This is a genomic window from Pseudoalteromonas sp. D15MCD-2 (genome assembly GCF_038562745.1).
Classification (GTDB): Bacteria; Pseudomonadota; Gammaproteobacteria; order Enterobacterales; family Alteromonadaceae; genus Pseudoalteromonas.
The window spans coordinates 351,142-369,211 of record NZ_JBCFQE010000001.1; the positions used below are offsets into that span (position 1 = coordinate 351,142).

The 18,070-nt window shown below is 43.9% G+C and carries 12 protein-coding genes, 2 tRNA genes and 3 rRNA genes; 8 read left to right on the plus strand and 9 right to left on the minus strand.

Annotated features, from left to right (window positions below; genetic code table 11):
- Positions 1-51: 51 nt before the first annotated feature.
- Positions 52-504, plus strand: coding sequence for a DUF523 domain-containing protein (locus AADY36_RS01565; RefSeq protein WP_054554857.1), 453 nt, complete (start codon positions 52-54; stop codon positions 502-504).
- 2 nt (positions 505-506) lie between these two features.
- Here AADY36_RS01565 and trmA read toward each other — a convergent pair whose 3' ends face one another.
- Positions 507-1,604, minus strand: a complete 1,098-nt coding sequence (gene trmA / locus AADY36_RS01570) for a tRNA (uridine(54)-C5)-methyltransferase TrmA (RefSeq protein WP_342408419.1) — start codon at positions 1,602-1,604, stop codon at positions 507-509.
- Positions 1,605-1,768: 164 nt separating this feature from the next.
- Between trmA and AADY36_RS01575 the strand changes: the two genes are divergently transcribed.
- A complete protein-coding gene (locus AADY36_RS01575; RefSeq protein ID WP_054554859.1) occupies positions 1,769-2,887 on the plus strand; it encodes a DUF5610 domain-containing protein in 1,119 nt (372 codons plus the stop codon).
- 66 nt (positions 2,888-2,953) lie between these two features.
- A complete protein-coding gene (gene murI / locus AADY36_RS01580) occupies positions 2,954-3,748 on the plus strand; it encodes a glutamate racemase (protein ID WP_342408420.1) in 795 nt (264 codons plus the stop codon).
- Here the strand turns inward: murI and AADY36_RS01585 are convergent.
- Entirely contained in the window at positions 3,711-4,190 is a 480-nt protein-coding gene (locus tag AADY36_RS01585) for an RNA recognition motif domain-containing protein (protein WP_054564068.1), read from the minus strand. The two genes, murI and AADY36_RS01585, sit on opposite strands and share 38 nt — an antisense overlap.
- Positions 4,191-4,805: 615 nt before the next feature.
- Here AADY36_RS01585 and AADY36_RS01590 point away from each other — a divergent pair.
- The 5 genes from AADY36_RS01590 to rrf all read left to right on the plus strand — a co-directional run bounded on the left by AADY36_RS01590 (position 4,806) and on the right by rrf (position 10,028).
- Positions 4,806-6,346, plus strand: a 16S ribosomal RNA gene (locus tag AADY36_RS01590).
- 76 nt (positions 6,347-6,422) lie between these two features.
- Positions 6,423-6,499, plus strand: a tRNA-Ile gene (locus tag AADY36_RS01595).
- A 44-nt stretch (positions 6,500-6,543) separates the two neighbouring features.
- A tRNA-Ala gene (locus AADY36_RS01600) sits at positions 6,544-6,619 on the plus strand.
- A 284-nt stretch (positions 6,620-6,903) separates the two neighbouring features.
- Positions 6,904-9,787 (plus strand): 23S ribosomal RNA (locus tag AADY36_RS01605).
- 126 nt (positions 9,788-9,913) lie between these two features.
- Positions 9,914-10,028 (plus strand): 5S ribosomal RNA (gene rrf, locus AADY36_RS01610).
- Together the 16S, 23S and 5S rRNA genes with 2 tRNA genes alongside form the textbook arrangement of a ribosomal RNA operon.
- An 893-nt stretch (positions 10,029-10,921) precedes the next feature.
- Here the strand turns inward: rrf and AADY36_RS01615 are convergent.
- The 7 genes from AADY36_RS01615 to cysG form a co-directional block, all read right to left on the minus strand.
- Positions 10,922-12,184: an aromatic amino acid transport family protein gene (locus AADY36_RS01615; protein ID WP_054564013.1), complete on the minus strand. Its 1,263-nt coding sequence runs from the start codon at positions 12,182-12,184 to the stop codon at positions 10,922-10,924.
- Positions 12,185-12,337: 153 nt separating this feature from the next.
- Positions 12,338-12,529, minus strand: coding sequence for a hypothetical protein (locus AADY36_RS01620; protein WP_055022144.1), 192 nt, complete (start codon positions 12,527-12,529; stop codon positions 12,338-12,340).
- A gap of 171 nt (positions 12,530-12,700) precedes the next feature.
- Positions 12,701-13,471, minus strand: a complete 771-nt coding sequence (gene cysQ, locus AADY36_RS01625) for a 3'(2'),5'-bisphosphate nucleotidase CysQ (RefSeq protein WP_055199437.1) — start codon at positions 13,469-13,471, stop codon at positions 12,701-12,703.
- 3 nt (positions 13,472-13,474) lie between these two features.
- The gene (gene cysC, locus AADY36_RS01630; RefSeq protein WP_054564010.1) at positions 13,475-14,071 is read right to left on the minus strand and encodes an adenylyl-sulfate kinase; all 597 of its coding nucleotides are present in this window, start codon (positions 14,069-14,071) and stop codon (positions 13,475-13,477) included.
- Between the two features lie 144 nt (positions 14,072-14,215).
- Positions 14,216-15,640 carry a sulfate adenylyltransferase subunit CysN gene (gene cysN / locus AADY36_RS01635; protein ID WP_054564009.1) on the minus strand — a complete coding sequence of 475 codons (1,425 nt, stop codon included), beginning with the start codon at positions 15,638-15,640 and terminating at the stop codon, positions 14,216-14,218.
- Positions 15,640-16,539, minus strand: coding sequence for a sulfate adenylyltransferase subunit CysD (cysD, locus tag AADY36_RS01640; RefSeq protein ID WP_054564008.1), 900 nt, complete (start codon positions 16,537-16,539; stop codon positions 15,640-15,642). Before cysD ends, cysN begins: the two co-directional genes overlap by 1 nt.
- A 35-nt stretch (positions 16,540-16,574) precedes the next feature.
- A complete protein-coding gene (gene cysG / locus AADY36_RS01645) occupies positions 16,575-17,996 on the minus strand; it encodes a siroheme synthase CysG (protein WP_054564014.1) in 1,422 nt (473 codons plus the stop codon).
- Between the last annotated feature and the right edge of the window lie 74 nt (positions 17,997-18,070).

The window sequence follows — 18,070 nt, forward strand, 5'->3', positions numbered from 1 at the left end:
TTGAATTTAATAGAAAGCTCCGTTCGCGGAGCTTTTTTGTTGGTAAAGCAAATGCAAAAACTATTAGTTTCAAGCTGTTTGTTAGGAAATCCTGTTCGTTATGACGGGCAATCGCAAAATTTACTCCATCCTGGTTTAGAAACTCTTAAACAGCAAGGAAGGCTCGTTGCATTCTGCCCTGAAGTAGCTGGTGGCTTACCTACACCAAGGCCGCCTGCAGAAATCAAAGCGGGTAGAGTACTTACCAAAGATGCACAAGATGTCACAGTACAGTTTGCTTATGGCGCAGAACAAGCACTTAAGCTTTGCAAAAAGCAGGGCATTCGCTATGCGCTGTTAAAAGAATCAAGCCCTTCATGTGGTCGCAATACTATTTACGATGGTAGTCATTCAGGAAAGAAAATTTCAGGGATGGGATTAACTGCAAAGCTGTTAACCGACAATAATATAGCTGTATACAGCGAGCAGCAGTTGCCAGCGCTATTTGCTGCGCTGGCAGATTGATTTTATTTACGTTGTAAAAACACACCTGATTCGATGTGGTGGGTGTAAGGGAATTGGTCAAAAATCGCAAAACGTTTTACTTCATGGGTTTTGCATAAGTGATCAAGGTCACGCTCTAAGGTATCTGGGTTACACGAGATATAAATAATATTGTCGTAGTTCGCAACTAGGTCACACGTTAGCGTGTCCATGCCTGCACGTGGTGGATCCACTAAAATTGTTTGGCAGTTATAGCTTTTCAGGTCTATACCATCTAAACGAGAGAAAGTACGTTCGCCTTTCATTGCTTGGGTGAACTCTTCACTCGACATACGAATGATATCTAAGTTCTCAACCTTGTTCTGTGCGATATTGTATTGCGCTGAGTAAACCGATGATTTTGAAATCTCAGTGGCTAATACGCGGTCGAATGAGCCTGCAAGAGCAATCGAAAAGTTACCATTCCCACAATATAACTCCAGTAAGTCATTATTGAGTGGTTGGCAAAGGGCTTGTGCCCACTCTAGCATCTTGATGTTTACTTTAGCATTCGGTTGCGTAAAGCTATTTTCGACTTGTTGATAAATAAGCTCTTTACCGTTTACGTTTAAACGCTCGATAACATAGTCATTACCAATCACTTCTTTTTGCTTACGAGCACGACCAATAAAATCAATCTTAAACTGTGTGCTCAGTTTTGCTTTAAGCTCTTTAATTGCTTGTAGCCACTGCTCATCTAGTTGTTTGTGATACAACAAGCTAACAAGGATCTCACCACTTAAGCTTGAAAGGTAATCGATTTGAAACAGCTTACGGCGCAGAACTTCATTGCCTTTTAAGTTTTCGATCATCGCTTGCATCACTTCACCCACTAAAGGTGCTGCAGGGTCAAACTCATCAACGCGGATCTTTTCTTTAGTTTGTTGATCAAACATGATGTGAAACAGGTCTTCACCTTCATGCCAAACACGAAACTCTGCACGTTGGCGGTAATGAATAGGATCAGAGCTGAACACTTCTAATTTTTCGACCCCAAAACGTCGAAACTGTGAGGTGATGCGCTGCTCTTTCTCACTCAATTGTGCATCGTATTGAGTTGTATCAATTTTTATAACCGCCATGGCTGATTACCTTTTATCTCTTAGCTTTATAACGGCGCTATTGTAGGGAGCGCTGAGGATTTGTCTAGTTTTGTTATTTATTTTAGTGTCGTTTTTTTATACAAAAAACTTAAGTTTTGTGGTTTTTGGCCGATAATGAGTTAACCATAACATGGAGTCGGATCATGAAAATTGGCAACCTAGGCTATATGCCTAATACAAATGTGAATAAATACAATGGTAAACAGGCACTGCAGCAGCCTACCATTCAAAATCGTCAAGATAGTTATCAGCAACGCGGCAGAGAGCTCGCGGCAAAAGTTCTTGATGATAAACTTGCTGAGGCACTAGGTTTACCTAAAGCCGAAGAGAAAAAAGATAAACCCTTGTTCGACTTTGAAGAGATCGTGAAAAACGTACTCGACTTTGTTGGCGGCGCACTTCGTAAAGCAAAAGCCGATGGTGCTGATGATGAAAAACTCAAAGGCATGCTAGGTGATGCACGTAAAGGTGTGCAAATGGGCATCGACGATGCGTATGATGAGCTTAAAGAGTCAGGTATTCTTAACGATGACATCGAAGAGGGTATCGAAAAGTCTAAAGAAGGTATCTTTAAAGGTATTGATGAATTAGAAGAAGACTTGTTCAATCCTAAACCTAATGCGGTTTCAGTAAGCCAAGCTCAATACATCAGTTTAAGTAATAACGCAGAGTACACTTTCACCACCGCTGAAGGTGACGAAGTAAGTATTAGCTTTGCTGATGCATACGAAAGTAAGTCTGCAAGCAGTTATAGCAAAAATGGCGACAACGAAGCCTTTGTCAGTGAGTCTTCGCAATCACGAGATTTATCATTCTCGATGTCGGTCAATGGTGATTTAAATGAGCAAGAGCAGCAAGCTATCAATGAATTGATGGAAGATTTGCAGAGTGTTAGCGAAACATTCTTCTCTGGTTCATTAGAAGATGCCTTTGAACAAGCTAAAGAGCTTAACTTAGGTAACGAGCAACTCGTTGGCTTTACGATGGATCTGAAACAAACCAAAACAGTAGCAGCGATTAAAGGCTATGAAGAATATAAACCAGCCCCTGAAAAAGAAGTTGCTGAGAAAATAGCGCCATTTAATGACGACTTGAAACAGGCGTTTAATAAAGCGGGTGACATTGGTTTGCAAAATGAACTGGCTGGCATCTTACAATGGTTAAACCAAGATAAAGAAGAAGTCAGTAAGCTGGTGGATTATACCAAAGCAATGTTTGAGCAAATGAATAAGCTTCGCTCGGCAACAGAAGAAGAGGCTTAGTCCTTTCTTTCTTTTTATAAAGCTGCATGGCAAACTGCTGACCTTTGATGATCCGAGGTAAGCAGTTTGTCAGTTCATATAATGGTGTTTGATTCTGGTATAGGTGGAACAACCGTACTTGAACAGATCCAAGTATTGATCCCAGATGCTGATTATAGTTATTTTATGGACAATGCTTTATTGCCTTATGGCGCGCAAAGTCAGCAAACGATCATAGCCCGCCTTTTTGCGCTACTACAGTTTATCGAAACAGCAAACTTAAACGTTGATATCCTAGTTATTGCGTGTAATACCGCCTCTACCTCTGCCTTAGAAACTATTCGCCAGCACACAAATATAGAAGTTGTCGGGGTAGTACCTGCGATAAAACCCGCTTGCGCTATAAGTAACAGCAAACATATTGGTTTACTGGCAACACCATCAACCATCAAGAGTCGCTATACTGCAAACTTAATTAGTAATCATAGCCAAGACACACAAGTGAGCTTATATGGCTCAACTGAGCTGGTAGAAATTGCTGAAACACTATTTCATACGCAGAAAATCAATGAAGCAAAGCTTGAGAATGTATTGAGTGATTTAGCGATAGCAGAAGATATAGATGTATTGGTACTTGGCTGTACACACTTTCCATTACTAGCCAGAGCGATTAGTGACTACTATAAACAACAGATCTTCCTTATTGACTCAGGCAAAGCGATTGCTAAGCGCGTTGAAAGTTTAATTGCTCTACGAGGCTTTACTCTTACTACAGATAAAAAAAAGCCGCTGCACTATTATGCAACGGCTCCTATTGGTCATTCGCAATTAAGCGTTGAGCTTATTACGCTGACTGATCAGATCCCTCACGAAAGCTGTTAGCTTCGTTCTCTTGTTTTTGTTTTGCTTCACGCACTTTTAAAGTACGTTGTTGGAATTCGCTATCATTTAATTGATTGATTGCTTTATCTGCATCAGCTTCAGCCATTTCAACAAAACCAAAGCCACGACGTTTACCTGTATTTTTATCTTTTAATAAACGTACATTGAAAACTTTGCCTTGTTCTTCGAATAAAGCACGAACAACACCTTCATTAGCACGATAAGGTAGGTTGCCAACATAAAGTGTTTTTGTTTTTACTTCGGCCTCCTCACTTGACGCTGATGAAAGTGCTGCAATAACTAAAGCACCAATTAATAAGCCTGCACCAAATAGCAATGCTGGGTCTAAAGCTAAGCTTGCAAGTGCGAACTTAACAACCACAAAACCTAAAACAGCAAGAATAACGGAGAAAAGAAAAGATTTTTGATCGGGTAATTTCATTTTGATCTACCAATAAACAAGAAATAAACATTAATTTAACATTGTGAACTTGCTATCTTAACGAGTTAAATGAACATAGCAATGAAATTTGCATTAAATTATGAATATTGGCTTAAAAAACAGCCATAATAGCGACCGTTTTTGCTGTTTTCGGTAAATTTAGTTCGCTTTTTGAGCGAACAGTAAAAAGATCGAAAAAAAGTGTTGATCTGTTTTTGGATCTCCCTATAATGCGACCCCACTGACACGGCGGGCAGCAACGAAAGATGCTGAACAACGTAGCAGAGAGTTAAGTAAAACTTCGGTTTCAAATAATCGAAAGAAAGTTTGAAATTAAGTGTTGACTCGAAAAATTAAGGATGTATTATACGCATCCCTAGCGACAACGTCGCAACGTTCTTTAACAATATAAAGCAATCATCTGTGTGGGCACTCGTACAGATTGAGTTCTAACAGCAGATTCTAGTTCGCTAGATGACGCAAACAAATTTAGAGTCTCAATTGAACTGAGTGACCAACGGAAACAAGTTTACTTGTTTCAGCACAGTCAATTCGATTCGAAAGAATCAAAATTCAGAATTCATTGAGCACGAAACTTCGGTTTCAAAAAACTTTTAATTGAAGAGTTTGATCATGGCTCAGATTGAACGCTGGCGGCAGGCCTAACACATGCAAGTCGAGCGGAAACGAAGAGGTGCTTGCACCTTTGGCGTCGAGCGGCGGACGGGTGAGTAATGCTTGGGAATATGCCTTATGGTGGGGGACAACAGTTGGAAACGACTGCTAATACCGCATGATGTCTACGGACCAAAGTGGGGGACCTTCGGGCCTCACGCCATAAGATTAGCCCAAGTGGGATTAGCTAGTTGGTGAGGTAATGGCTCACCAAGGCGACGATCCCTAGCTGGTTTGAGAGGATGATCAGCCACACTGGGACTGAGACACGGCCCAGACTCCTACGGGAGGCAGCAGTGGGGAATATTGCACAATGGGCGCAAGCCTGATGCAGCCATGCCGCGTGTGTGAAGAAGGCCTTCGGGTTGTAAAGCACTTTCAGTAAGGAGGAAAGGTTAAGTGTTAATAGCGCTTAGCTGTGACGTTACTTACAGAAGAAGCACCGGCTAACTCCGTGCCAGCAGCCGCGGTAATACGGAGGGTGCGAGCGTTAATCGGAATTACTGGGCGTAAAGCGTACGCAGGCGGTTTGTTAAGCGAGATGTGAAAGCCCCGGGCTCAACCTGGGAACTGCATTTCGAACTGGCAAACTAGAGTGTGATAGAGGGTGGTAGAATTTCAGGTGTAGCGGTGAAATGCGTAGAGATCTGAAGGAATACCGATGGCGAAGGCAGCCACCTGGGTCAACACTGACGCTCATGTACGAAAGCGTGGGGAGCAAACAGGATTAGATACCCTGGTAGTCCACGCCGTAAACGATGTCTACTAGAAGCTCGGGTCTTCGGACTTGTTTTTCAAAGCTAACGCATTAAGTAGACCGCCTGGGGAGTACGGCCGCAAGGTTAAAACTCAAATGAATTGACGGGGGCCCGCACAAGCGGTGGAGCATGTGGTTTAATTCGATGCAACGCGAAGAACCTTACCTACACTTGACATACAGAGAACTTACCAGAGATGGTTTGGTGCCTTCGGGAACTCTGATACAGGTGCTGCATGGCTGTCGTCAGCTCGTGTTGTGAGATGTTGGGTTAAGTCCCGCAACGAGCGCAACCCCTATCCTTAGTTGCCAGCGATTCGGTCGGGAACTCTAAGGAGACTGCCGGTGATAAACCGGAGGAAGGTGGGGACGACGTCAAGTCATCATGGCCCTTACGTGTAGGGCTACACACGTGCTACAATGGCGCATACAGAGTGCTGCGAACCTGCGAGGGTAAGCGAATCACTTAAAGTGCGTCGTAGTCCGGATTGGAGTCTGCAACTCGACTCCATGAAGTCGGAATCGCTAGTAATCGCATATCAGAATGATGCGGTGAATACGTTCCCGGGCCTTGTACACACCGCCCGTCACACCATGGGAGTGGGTTGCTCCAGAAGTGGATAGTCTAACCTTCGGGAGGACGTTCACCACGGAGTGATTCATGACTGGGGTGAAGTCGTAACAAGGTAGCCCTAGGGGAACCTGGGGCTGGATCACCTCCTTATACGATTTAGAACTTATTTGTTCGTAGTGTCCACACAGATGATTGTTAATTGTAAAGAGAACAACACTTATTGTTTGGGTCTGTAGCTCAGTTGGTTAGAGCGCACCCCTGATAAGGGTGAGGTCGGTAGTTCAAATCTACTCAGACCCACCACTTCTTATGAAGTGGCAAAAATGACAATAAGTACCAGCATATGTGGGGCTATAGCTCAGCTGGGAGAGCGCCTGCCTTGCACGCAGGAGGTCAGCAGTTCGATCCTGCTTAGCTCCACCACTTTTACTCCTTAAAAATAAACATTCTTAATCAGGTAATAAACTGCTTGAGAATAGAGTGTGTTTAATTTTGAGAAGTTTATTCTCTTGCTCTTTAAAAATTTGGAAAGCTGATATTAAAATTCTTATAGATATTCGTATCTATAAAGAGTTTTCAAAAGTAAAAAATATGCCATTAATCGAAAGATTAATTGGTATCTACTTTAGTATTCTCATCATTATTTGATGAATTAACTTCTGGCGAAGTTAACAGCTGTCACTAACAAAGACCCGTTTGGGTTGTATGGTTAAGTGACTAAGCGTACACGGTGGATGCCTTGGCAGTTGGAGGCGATGAAGGACGTATTAACTTGCGATAAGCCTAGTCAAGCTAGTAAAAAGCGCTTGAGACTAGGATTTCCGAATGGGGAAACCCACCTGCTTGCAGGTATCTTGCACTGAATACATAGGTGTAAGAGGCGAACGCGGAGAACTGAAACATCTAAGTACCCGTAGGAACAGAAATCAACCGAGATTCCGGAAGTAGCGGCGAGCGAAACCGGACCAGCCCTTAAGCTTATTATGTGTTAGTGGAACATTCTGGAAAGTTTGACGATACAGGGTGATAGTCCCGTACACGAAAATGCATCTTAAGTGAAATCGAGTAGGTCGGAGCACGTGAAACTTTGACTGAATATAGGTGGACCATCATCTAAGGCTAAATACTCCCAACTGACCGATAGTGAACCAGTACCGTGAGGGAAAGGCGAAAAGAACCCCTGTGAGGGGAGTGAAATAGAACCTGAAACCGTGTACGTACAAGCAGTAGGAGCCCTTCGAGGGTGACTGCGTACCTTTTGTATAATGGGTCAGCGACTTATATTTTGTAGCGAGGTTAACCGATTAGGGTAGCCGTAGGGAAACCGAGTCTTAACTGGGCGCGTAGTTGCAAGGTATAGACCCGAAACCCGGTGATCTAGCCATGGGCAGGTTGAAGGTTGAGTAACATCAACTGGAGGACCGAACCCACTAACGTTGAAAAGTTAGGGGATGACCTGTGGCTAGGAGTGAAAGGCTAATCAAACCGGGAGATAGCTGGTTCTCCCCGAAATCTATTTAGGTAGAGCCTCGGACGAATACTTACGGGGGTAGAGCACTGTTAAGGCTAGGGGGTCATCCCGACTTACCAACCCTTTGCAAACTCCGAATACCGTAAAGTACTATCCGGGAGACACACGGCGGGTGCTAACGTCCGTCGTGAAGAGGGAAACAACCCAGACCGCCAGCTAAGGTCCCAAAGTCATAGTTAAGTGGGAAACGATGTGGAAAGGCCCAGACAGCCAGGAGGTTGGCTTAGAAGCAGCCATCCTTTAAAGAAAGCGTAATAGCTCACTGGTCGAGTCGGTCTGCGCGGAAGATGTAACGGGGCTAAACTATGCACCGAAGCTGCGGATTCAAAATTTATTTTGAGTGGTAGGGGAGCGTTCTGTAAGCCGTTGAAGGTGAACCGGGAGGTTTGCTGGAGGTATCAGAAGTGCGAATGCTGACATGAGTAACGATAATGCGGGTGAAAAACCCGCACGCCGGAAGACCAAGGGTTCCTATCCCATGTTAATCAGGGTAGGGTAAGTCGACCCCTAAGGCGAGGCCGAAAGGCGTAGTCGATGGGAAACGGGTTAATATTCCCGTACTTGGTATAATTGCGATGGGGGGACGGAGCAGGCTAAACAAGCATGGCGTTGGTTGTCCATGTGAAAGTGAGTAGGTTGAGAGTTTAGGAAAATCCGGACTCTTAAGACTGAGACACGAGACGAGCACCCAAGGGTGTGAAGTTGTTGATGCCATACTTCCAGGAAAAGCCTCTAAGCTTCAGATTATACCGAATCGTACCCCAAACCGACACAGGTGGTCAGGTAGAGAATACTAAGGCGCTTGAGAGAACTCGGGTGAAGGAACTAGGCAAAATTGTACCGTAACTTCGGGAGAAGGTACGCTCCTATCTGTGATGAGACTTGCTCTCTAAGCGGACGGGAGCCGCAGTGACCAGGTGGCTGGGACTGTTTATTAAAAACACAGCACTGTGCAAAATCGCAAGATGACGTATACGGTGTGACACCTGCCCGGTGCCGGAAGGTTAATTGATGGGGTTAGTTTTCGGACGAAGCTCTTGATCGAAGCCCCGGTAAACGGCGGCCGTAACTATAACGGTCCTAAGGTAGCGAAATTCCTTGTCGGGTAAGTTCCGACCTGCACGAATGGTGTAACCATGGCCACGCTGTCTCCACCCGAGACTCAGTGAAATTGAAATCGCAGTGAAGATGCTGTGTACCCGCGGCTAGACGGAAAGACCCCGTGAACCTTTACTACAGCTTGGCACTGAACATTGACCCTACATGTGTAGGATAGGTGGGAGGCTTTGAAGCAGAAACGCTAGTTTTTGTGGAGCCGTCCTTGAAATACCACCCTTGTAGTGTTGATGTTCTAACGTTGGCCCCTAATCGGGGTTACGGACAGTGCCTGGTGGGTAGTTTGACTGGGGCGGTCTCCTCCCAAAGAGTAACGGAGGAGCACGAAGGTTGGCTAAGTACGGTCGGACATCGTACGGTTAGTGTAATGGTAGAAGCCAGCTTAACTGCGAGACAGACACGTCGAGCAGGTACGAAAGTAGGTCATAGTGATCCGGTGGTTCTGAATGGAAGGGCCATCGCTCAACGGATAAAAGGTACTCCGGGGATAACAGGCTGATACCGCCCAAGAGTTCATATCGACGGCGGTGTTTGGCACCTCGATGTCGGCTCATCACATCCTGGGGCTGAAGTCGGTCCCAAGGGTATGGCTGTTCGCCATTTAAAGTGGTACGCGAGCTGGGTTTAGAACGTCGTGAGACAGTTCGGTCCCTATCTGCCGTGGGCGTTTGAGAATTGAGAGGGGTTGCTCCTAGTACGAGAGGACCGGAGTGAACGAACCGCTGGTGTTCGGGTTGTCATGCCAATGGCACTGCCCGGTAGCTACGTTCGGAACTGATAAGCGCTGAAAGCATCTAAGCGCGAAGCAGGCCTCGAGATGAGTTCTCACTAGACTTTTAAAGTCTCTGAAGGGCCGTTGAAGACTACAACGTTGATAGGCAGGATGTGGAAGTGGTGCGAGCCATTAAGCTAACCTGTACTAATTACCCGTGAGGCTTAACCATACAACGCCAAACGCGTTTTATGACAGCGTAACGAACAGAAGTTAAGTTACTAAAGTAGACATTTACTTGATATCAGAATTCCAGATTTATTAATTTGCTCAAAAGAGCGAATTAAAACCAAATTTGCTTGGTGACAATAGCGTTTTGGACCCACCTGACCCCATGCCGAACTCAGTAGTGAAACGAAACAGCGCCGATGATAGTGTAGCAGCTGCTATGTGAAAGTAGGTCATCGCCAGGCTCCAAATAAGAGAAAGCCCGATTCGAAAGAGTCGGGCTTTTTTGCGTCTGGAGCTTTCAGCTATCAGCTGTCAGCCGTCAGTTGAACTGTGGGGTTGTTTAGTGCAGAGTCACCCTCAGCAAAAACCCCCGTAGGAGGCACTTCAGTGTCGAATCTAGAACATAACAAACACATTCATGGCTAAAGCCATTCCTACGAGATGCGTATCTTAGACGTCAGATAATAGATGTCAGTTGAACTGCGGGGTTGTTTAGTACAGTGTCACCCTCAGCAACAAAACCCTGTAGGAGGCACTCCAGTGACGAATCTAGACCAGAACAAACACATTCACGGCTAAAGCCATTCCTACGTAATGCGTATCTCAGATGTTAGCTAAGCGGTGGGGTTGTCCTGTACAGAGTCACCCACAGCAACAAAACCCCGTAGGAGGTACTTCAGTGCCGAATTCAGACCAGAACAAACACATTCATGGCTAAAGCCATTCCTACGTGATGCGTATCTCAGATGTCAGCTAAGCGGTGGGGTTGTCCTGTACAGAGTCTCCTTCAGCAACAAACCCTGTAGGAGGCACTCCAGTGCCGAATCTAGACCATAACAAACACATTCACGGCTAAAGCCATTCCTACAAGTACACTTTGCCTAGAACCTAGAACCTAGAACCTAGAACCTCTGGCATAGAGAGACTCTTACCTAAACACCCATCACGCGGCTGAACGCTGACGGCTGAAGCTGATAGCTCTGTGTTGGGCTTCACTCCGCTCTACCCAACCTACGCCAGACCTCAAAACTTTACTTTTTCAACTTTCCCCTTTCTAACTTCACTCTCACAACTAAAGAACCAAAAAAGCCCAGCCGGTTTCCCGGCTGGGCTTCTATATCTAACAATGATGAGATTACTTAATCATGCTGTAGATAAGTGCAAACACAGCTAGAGAGCCAACTGTTAATACGAACAGTGTGCTTAAGCGGTTTCTGTATTTGTGTAAGCTAGGTACTTTATAAACGGCAATCATTGGCATGATGAAAAGGATCATGGCGATAATAGGGCCTGATAGCTGATCCATCATGTCTAAAATACTTGGGTTGATCACTGAGCAATACCAAATAGCGAAGAACATGATAACAGTGCCAATTTTATCAACGAGTTTAGGGTTCATATGGGCTTGCTTACTAACAAGACCATTAAAGCTTTCACGGGCACCTAAGAAGTGACCTAAGAACGAAGAGGTAATTGCAATAAAGGCAACTAATGGCCCTAAGGTCGCAATAAACGAGTTATCAGTGATATTGGCAAGGAATGACAAGATAGACACGTTATCAGCTTTTGCTTGTACCATTTGCTCAGTAGATAGTGACAACACACATGAGAATACAAACAGTAAAACAAACACGATTAATAGTAGACTGGTACGCTTCAGAATTGCTTCTGACTTCATTTTAGCATTGTTGCCATAGTGAGCACGCTGTACATGTACAAAGCTTGATATCGCAGCTGCGTGGCTAAATGAGAATACGATGATAGGTATTGATAACCAAAGTGTTTTCATGAAGCCAGAAAACTCAGGCACTGTTACATCTGGCATTTGCCAACTTGGGATCAAGTAAATCGATAAGAAAAACAAGATAGCGACGAGAGGATAAACAAGGATTGCAAAAGCACGTAACATCAATGCTTCACCACCTAGCATTAAACTGATCATACCGCCAACGAGCACACCAGATAACAGTACGCGTGGTGGCGACTCCATACCTAATTGATTAACGATAAAACTGTCTACTGTATTGGTTAAGCCAACACCATAAATAAGTAAGATAGGGAAGATAGAAAGAAAATACAGTAAAGATATTAAGCGCCCTGCATTAATGCCAAAGTGTTCTTCTACAACATCGGTAAAATCCGCTTCAGGCTTTTTTGATGATAAAACAAATCGGGCTAAACCTCTGTGAGCTAAGTAGGTCATCGGAAAGGCAAGACATGCCATGATAATCAAAGGCCAAAATCCGCCGATACCGATATTAATTGGTAAGAATAAAATCCCTGCACCAACTGCGGTGCCAAATAAACTTAATACCCATTGGGTGTCATGAAGGTTCCATTTTGAGTTACTACTTGTTGTCGATGCATCATACGGCATAGCATCTTGATGTGTGTTCATTAGCACTCCACTATTAGAATAATAATTGTCGCGCAGCATATAGAAAAGCGATTAAGAATGCATGTTTTAGCGTTGTATTTAGATAACTATGCTGTAAGGAGAGACTTACAAAGGAAGGTGGCAGGGCTTATTTATAAAGCCCTGTTGTGGTATTTATTCTGCTGCTGCAAGTGCGCGAGCTTTAATGTCTGCGGCAAATGCTAAACCTTTCTTAAAACGTGCCTCAGCTGCAGTGATTTCACTTTCATCACCATTAGCGGCAAGTACCCCTTGTGAAAGGGCTTTATATAGTGCGCTAATTTGGGCCTCGTAGCCGGCTTCAATTGCTTTTTCAACAGTCGTCATGGTTATTCCTTTAATAGTTTGAGAGAGCAAAATACTATAGGAACAAAGGCTTATTGGCTAGGTTAAACTGATTGTAAAATAAGGAGTATTAAAGGGGCTAGAGTTACGATGATAGGATAGATGCTGGGTTTCGCTACGCTCTACCCAGCCTACGATATTTAACGGAACGCTTTAGTTCTGTAATGCAGATACGACAAAAAACGGATTCAGATACTCTTCTTTACTGTTATACAGTAGTGGGCTGCCATCGAGTTTACTAACCGTTGCACCTGCTATTTCGGCAATCGCATGGCCAGCTCCGGTATCCCACTCACAGGTTGGGCCAAGGCGTGGGTATATATCTGCACTACCTTCGGCAACCAGACAAAGTTTTAGCGAGCTTCCCTTTGAAACCATTTCTACATCTTCAAACTGTTTTACAAATTCAGCTAAATCTGGAGAAGGGTGTGAACGGCTGCCGACAACACGAATAAGCCCTTTATTTGGCTTACGAGTTACCTTAAGTTCGATACGTTCATCACCTTTATCTTTAAAGGCACCTATTGCTTCTGCGGCAATATACGACACACCTAATGCTGGTGCATCAACAACAGCTAATACCGGTTTACCTTTTTCTATCAAGGCAATGTTTACTGTAAACTCGCCATTTTTTTTAATGAACTCTTTGGTGCCATCAATTGGGTCTACTAACCAGTAGCGGTGCCAAGTTTGACGAATATCCCAGCTAATATCAGCGCTTTCTTCGCTTAGAATTGGTACATCAGGGGTAAGATGTTGTAAGCCATTCACAATCACTTTGTGAGCTGCTAGGTCGGCGTCGGTCACTGGGCTTTCATCAGCTTTGTACTCAACATTAAAGTCCTTTTCGTAAATCCCCATTATTGCGCTACCGGCTTGGCGTGCGAGGAGTAAGATTTCTTCTAGCAGTTCCGTTTGATTCATGACTTAACCTATAATTTGCTGTTGTTTTAAATACGCTACCAGCTCTTGCACCGATTGGTCTAGGGTGTTTTTGCTAGTATCGATTTTAATTTCTGGCGATGTAGGGATTTGATAGTCTGAGTCGATACCAGTGAAGTGCTTAATTTCACCTGCTCGCGCTTTTTTATAAAGCCCTTTAGGGTCGCGTGTTTCACACACGTCGAGGGGGGTATCTAAAAATACCTCAATAAACTCACCATCCTCTACTAAGTTTCTTACCATATCGCGTTCGCTTTGAAATGGCGAAATAAATGCGGTTAATACCACAAGACCGGCATCGACCATTAGCTTTGCAGTTTCACCAACGCGGCGAATGTTTTCCACGCGGTCTTCATCAGTAAAGCCAAGATCTTTGCACAAGCCATGACGAACATTGTCACCATCGAGTAGATAGGTGTGAACACCTAATTGATTTAATGCGCTTTCTAGTGCGTTCGCAACTGTGCTTTTGCCTGAACCTGAAAAACCAGTGAACCATAGAATGGCAGGCTTATGCTTTTTTTGCTCACTACGCTGTGATTTGCTAATGGCGTAATTATGCCAAACGATATTTTCATCCATTATCTTTACTCCAATGATTGAGGAACCAAAGCTCTCAAAATAAAGAAATAGATTTAAAGGGGTGAGAGTGTGGTAATCAAATATAAATAGTAATGCTGGCTTTAAAACGTTTGTTGTCTTATAGCCAGCATTGTCTTACCTAGCTTATTTAAGTTGGCTTATATCAAGCGCTTGCCAATGAGGGAAGTGCTTGCGTACTAAAGCATTAAATTCAACTTCAAAGTCGCTAAAGCTACTTTGTTGCTCTTCAGTGCTAAGTAATTGCTCAATCATACCTGCCGCAACGGTTAGGTTTGATAGGCGGTCAATTAGGATAAACGCACCTGTTTCATGGTTGTTGTGGTACTCATCAGCCAAAATTGTTTCTGTAAGCTCTAAGGTTACAATCGCAATTTCGTTAAGTTGTAATGAGTCTGCTTGACCATGCTCAAGGGTATTTACATCAATCGTGTGATCGATTTTTCTTACTACTGCCGAGGTGTTTTTGCTGCCTAACTTAAAGTTATAGCTTTTACCTAATACTAACGGTGCTTCATGCATCCATACTAATTTAGCTTTAATACGGTTTGTAACAGCGGCTTTTGAAGCGGCTGGCACAATCACATCGCCACGGCTGATATCAATTTCGTCGTTTAACGTTAAGGTAATTGCTTGACCTGCTTCAGCTGTATCTAAGTTGCCATCGAAAGTCACAATCTCTTTGATGCTTGAGCTTTTACCTGATGGTAATACCTTTACCGCATCACCCACGCTGAACTTGCCAGACGTTAAAGTACCTTGGAAGCCGCGGAAGTCTAAGTTAGGGCGTACCACATACTGGACCGGAAGACGTGCTTCAAACCCGTTATCAAGTTCAGCAGCTGGTGAGTCTTCAAGTAACTCAAGTAGCGGTTTATCTGTATAGTAAGGTGTGTGCTCTGAGCGTGTAACTACGTTGTCACCTTTAAGCGCTGACATTGGCACAAACTTGATATTAGTAACGTTTAGTTGCTCTGCAAACTTAAGGTAATCCGCTTTGATTTTCTCATATACGGTTTCATCGAAATCGACGATATCCATCTTGTTGATAGCAACAACAAACTGCTTAATACCTAATGAGTCACAGATAAAGCTATGACGCTTAGTTTGTACTTGTACGCCGTAACGAGCGTCAACTAAGATAATCGCCACATCACTGGTTGATGCACCGGTTACCATGTTACGCGTGTACTGTTCATGTCCTGGCGTATCAGCAATAATGAACTTACGTTTTGCTGTTGAGAAGTAACGATAAGCAACGTCAATGGTAATACCTTGCTCACGTTCAGCTTGAAGACCATCTACAAGGAGTGCTAAATCGAGCTCTTCACCGGCATTACCGACTTTTTCATTATCTTTATGCAGAGCTGCAAGTTGGTCTTCATAAATTTGGTGACTGTCGTGTAAAAGGCGGCCAATCAGCGTTGATTTACCGTCATCCACACTACCACAGGTCAGCATGCGTAAAAGGCTTTTGTCTTGTTGACGTGCAAGGTAGGCGTCGATACCTAACTCTCTTACTTCATTAATCGTGTCGTTTGTTTTAGACATTAGAAATAGCCCTCACGTTTTTTCTTTTCCATTGAACCAGCAGAGTCGTGATCAATCACGCGGCCTTCACGCTCAGAAGAGGTTGAAAGCAGCATCTCTTCAATAATTTCAGTTAAGGTACCTGCATTTGATTCCACAGCACCTGTCAGCGGGTAACAACCAAGGGTACGGAAACGGACAGATTTCATTTGTGGTACTTCGCCTTCTTCTAATGGCATACGCTCGTCATCAACCATGATTAGCGTGCCGTTACGCTCAACGACTGGGCGTTCTTTAGCAAGGTAAAGTGGAACCATTTCAATGTTTTCTTGGTAGATATACTGCCAAATATCAAGTTCAGTCCAGTTAGATAACGGGAATACACGAATGCTTTCACCCGGGTTAACTTGGCTGTTGTACGTATTCCAAAGCTCTGGACGTTGGTTTTTTGGATCCCATCTGTGGTGTTTGTCACGGAATGAGTAAACACGCTCTTTAGCACGTGATTTCTCTTCGTCACGGCGTGCCCCACCAAACGCAGCATCAAAGCCGTATTTATCTAACGCTTGCTTTAAGCCTTGCGTTTTCATGATGTCGGTGTGCTTTGCTGAGCCGTGTACAAATGGATTGATATCAATCTCTAACCCTTCAGGGTTTTTGTGGACGATTAAATCAAAGCCATACTCTTTAGCTAGGCGGTCACGAAACTCGATCATTTCCTTAAACTTCCAGTTGGTATCAACGTGTAAAAGTGGAAATGGGATCTTTGCTGGATAAAACGCTTTACGCGCTAAGTGTAATAACACTGATGAATCTTTACCGATTGAGTAAAGCATCACCGGGTTTTCAAACTCAGCAGCAACTTCGCGCATGATTTTGATACTTTCAGCTTCTAATTGCTGAAGGTGTGTTAAAGCCATTGTTAGTCGTCCTACTAAAATGATTAAAAGTTAAATTAAGCTACGCCAGTAATTGGCTGGGCAAAGCTGCTGGTTTGCTCTGTTTGACCAAACCATGCAAGCTGATGATGCAATGATGCAACTTCGCCAATAATTAATAAGGCAGGTGAAATAATGCTATGGCGCGAAATCAAGTCGGCTAGCTCACCTAATTGCCCTGTTACCACACGTTGTTCTTTACGTGTGCCGTTTTCAATAATGGCAACGGGGGTATCTGCACCGCGGCCATGTTTTAATAGTTGTGCTTGAATATGCGGTGATTTAATCACTCCCATATAAATCGCTAAGGTCTGATTTGGCTTGGCAAGTGACTGCCAATCTAATTCTTGACCATCTTTTTTACAGTGACCCGTTACAAACTGAATGGCTTGCGCATGATCTCTGTGAGTAAGTGGAATACCTGCATAAGCGCTACAACCTGCAGCAGCAGTAATACCCGGTACGATTTGGTAACGCACTTTATTCGCGGCAAGAACTTGTACTTCTTCACCACCACGACCATAAATAAACGGGTCGCCGCCTTTAATACGGCATACTTTTTTGCCTTGCTTGGCAAAATCGACCAACATCTGATTGGTATCTTCTTGCGCCACACTGTGATCGCCTAACCTTTTACCTACGCAAACTAGGTCGGCATCACGGCGTACTAAATCCATAATTTCATCAGAAACTAAGTAGTCATATACAACTACGTCGGCTTGTTGCATTAACTGCAGTGCTTTTAAGGTTAATAGCTCAGGGTCACCTGGGCCTGCACCTACAACATACACTTCGCCTTCTGGTTCTGGCTTTGCATCTAACAATTGCTCTAACTGCGCTGTTGCAGCTTCGGTATTACCCGCTTGGACTTTGCTTACAACTGATGAATCAAATACGCCTTCCCAAAACTGGCGGCGGTCAGCAAAGTGTTTAAAGCGTTGTTTTACTTTGTCGCGAAAGCTACCAACTAATGTAGCAAGTGGACCAATATGCTGTGGAATAAGCGTTTCGAGTTTTTCACGTAAACGACGTGCTAATACTGGCGCTGTGCCTGCGCTTGAAATTGCAATTGTGATTGGATCACGGTCAACAATTGATGGAAAAATAAAGCTGCACTTAGGTTGATCATCCACCACGTTAACGAAAATATTGCGCGCATTAGCAAGTTCGAACACATCTTTGTTAACGCTGTCTATATCTGTTGCAGCGATTACCAGCATTTGCTGATCTAAATACTGTTCTTTGAAAAAGTCGTTAATGAGTGTTACATCACCTTTCTCAGCAAGTTCTCGAAGTTCATCACAAAATTCAGGGGCGACTAGCGTCACATGAGCACGCGCTTTTAAAAATGCACGGCATTTGCGTAATGCGACATCTCCACCGCCGACTACCAGCACAGGTTTGTCGTCTAATTTGGTAAAGATTGGTAAATATTGCACTTTGTTCTCACCCCTAAAACACATCAAGAAACTGCTTATTGCAGGCAAGCAGAATATAGTGCTCTAAAAAAAGT

Bases quoted from the DNA above. Each gene is read 5' to 3' on its own strand.
- AADY36_RS01565 (WP_054554857.1), top strand. From the start codon at position 52: ATGCAAAAACTATTAGTTTCAAGCTGTTTGTTAGGAAATCCTGTTCGT.
- trmA (WP_342408419.1), bottom strand. From the start codon at position 1,604: ATGGCGGTTATAAAAATTGATACAACTCAATACGATGCACAATTGAGT.
- AADY36_RS01575 (WP_054554859.1), top strand. From the start codon at position 1,769: ATGAAAATTGGCAACCTAGGCTATATGCCTAATACAAATGTGAATAAA.
- AADY36_RS01585 (WP_054564068.1), bottom strand. From the start codon at position 4,190: ATGAAATTACCCGATCAAAAATCTTTTCTTTTCTCCGTTATTCTTGCT.
- AADY36_RS01615 (WP_054564013.1), bottom strand. From the start codon at position 12,184: ATGAACACACATCAAGATGCTATGCCGTATGATGCATCGACAACAAGT.
- AADY36_RS01620 (WP_055022144.1), bottom strand. From the start codon at position 12,529: ATGACGACTGTTGAAAAAGCAATTGAAGCCGGCTACGAGGCCCAAATT.
- cysQ (WP_055199437.1), bottom strand. From the start codon at position 13,471: ATGAATCAAACGGAACTGCTAGAAGAAATCTTACTCCTCGCACGCCAA.
- cysC (WP_054564010.1), bottom strand. From the start codon at position 14,071: ATGGATGAAAATATCGTTTGGCATAATTACGCCATTAGCAAATCACAG.
- cysN (WP_054564009.1), bottom strand. From the start codon at position 15,640: ATGTCTAAAACAAACGACACGATTAATGAAGTAAGAGAGTTAGGTATC.
- cysD (WP_054564008.1), bottom strand. From the start codon at position 16,539: ATGGCTTTAACACACCTTCAGCAATTAGAAGCTGAAAGTATCAAAATC.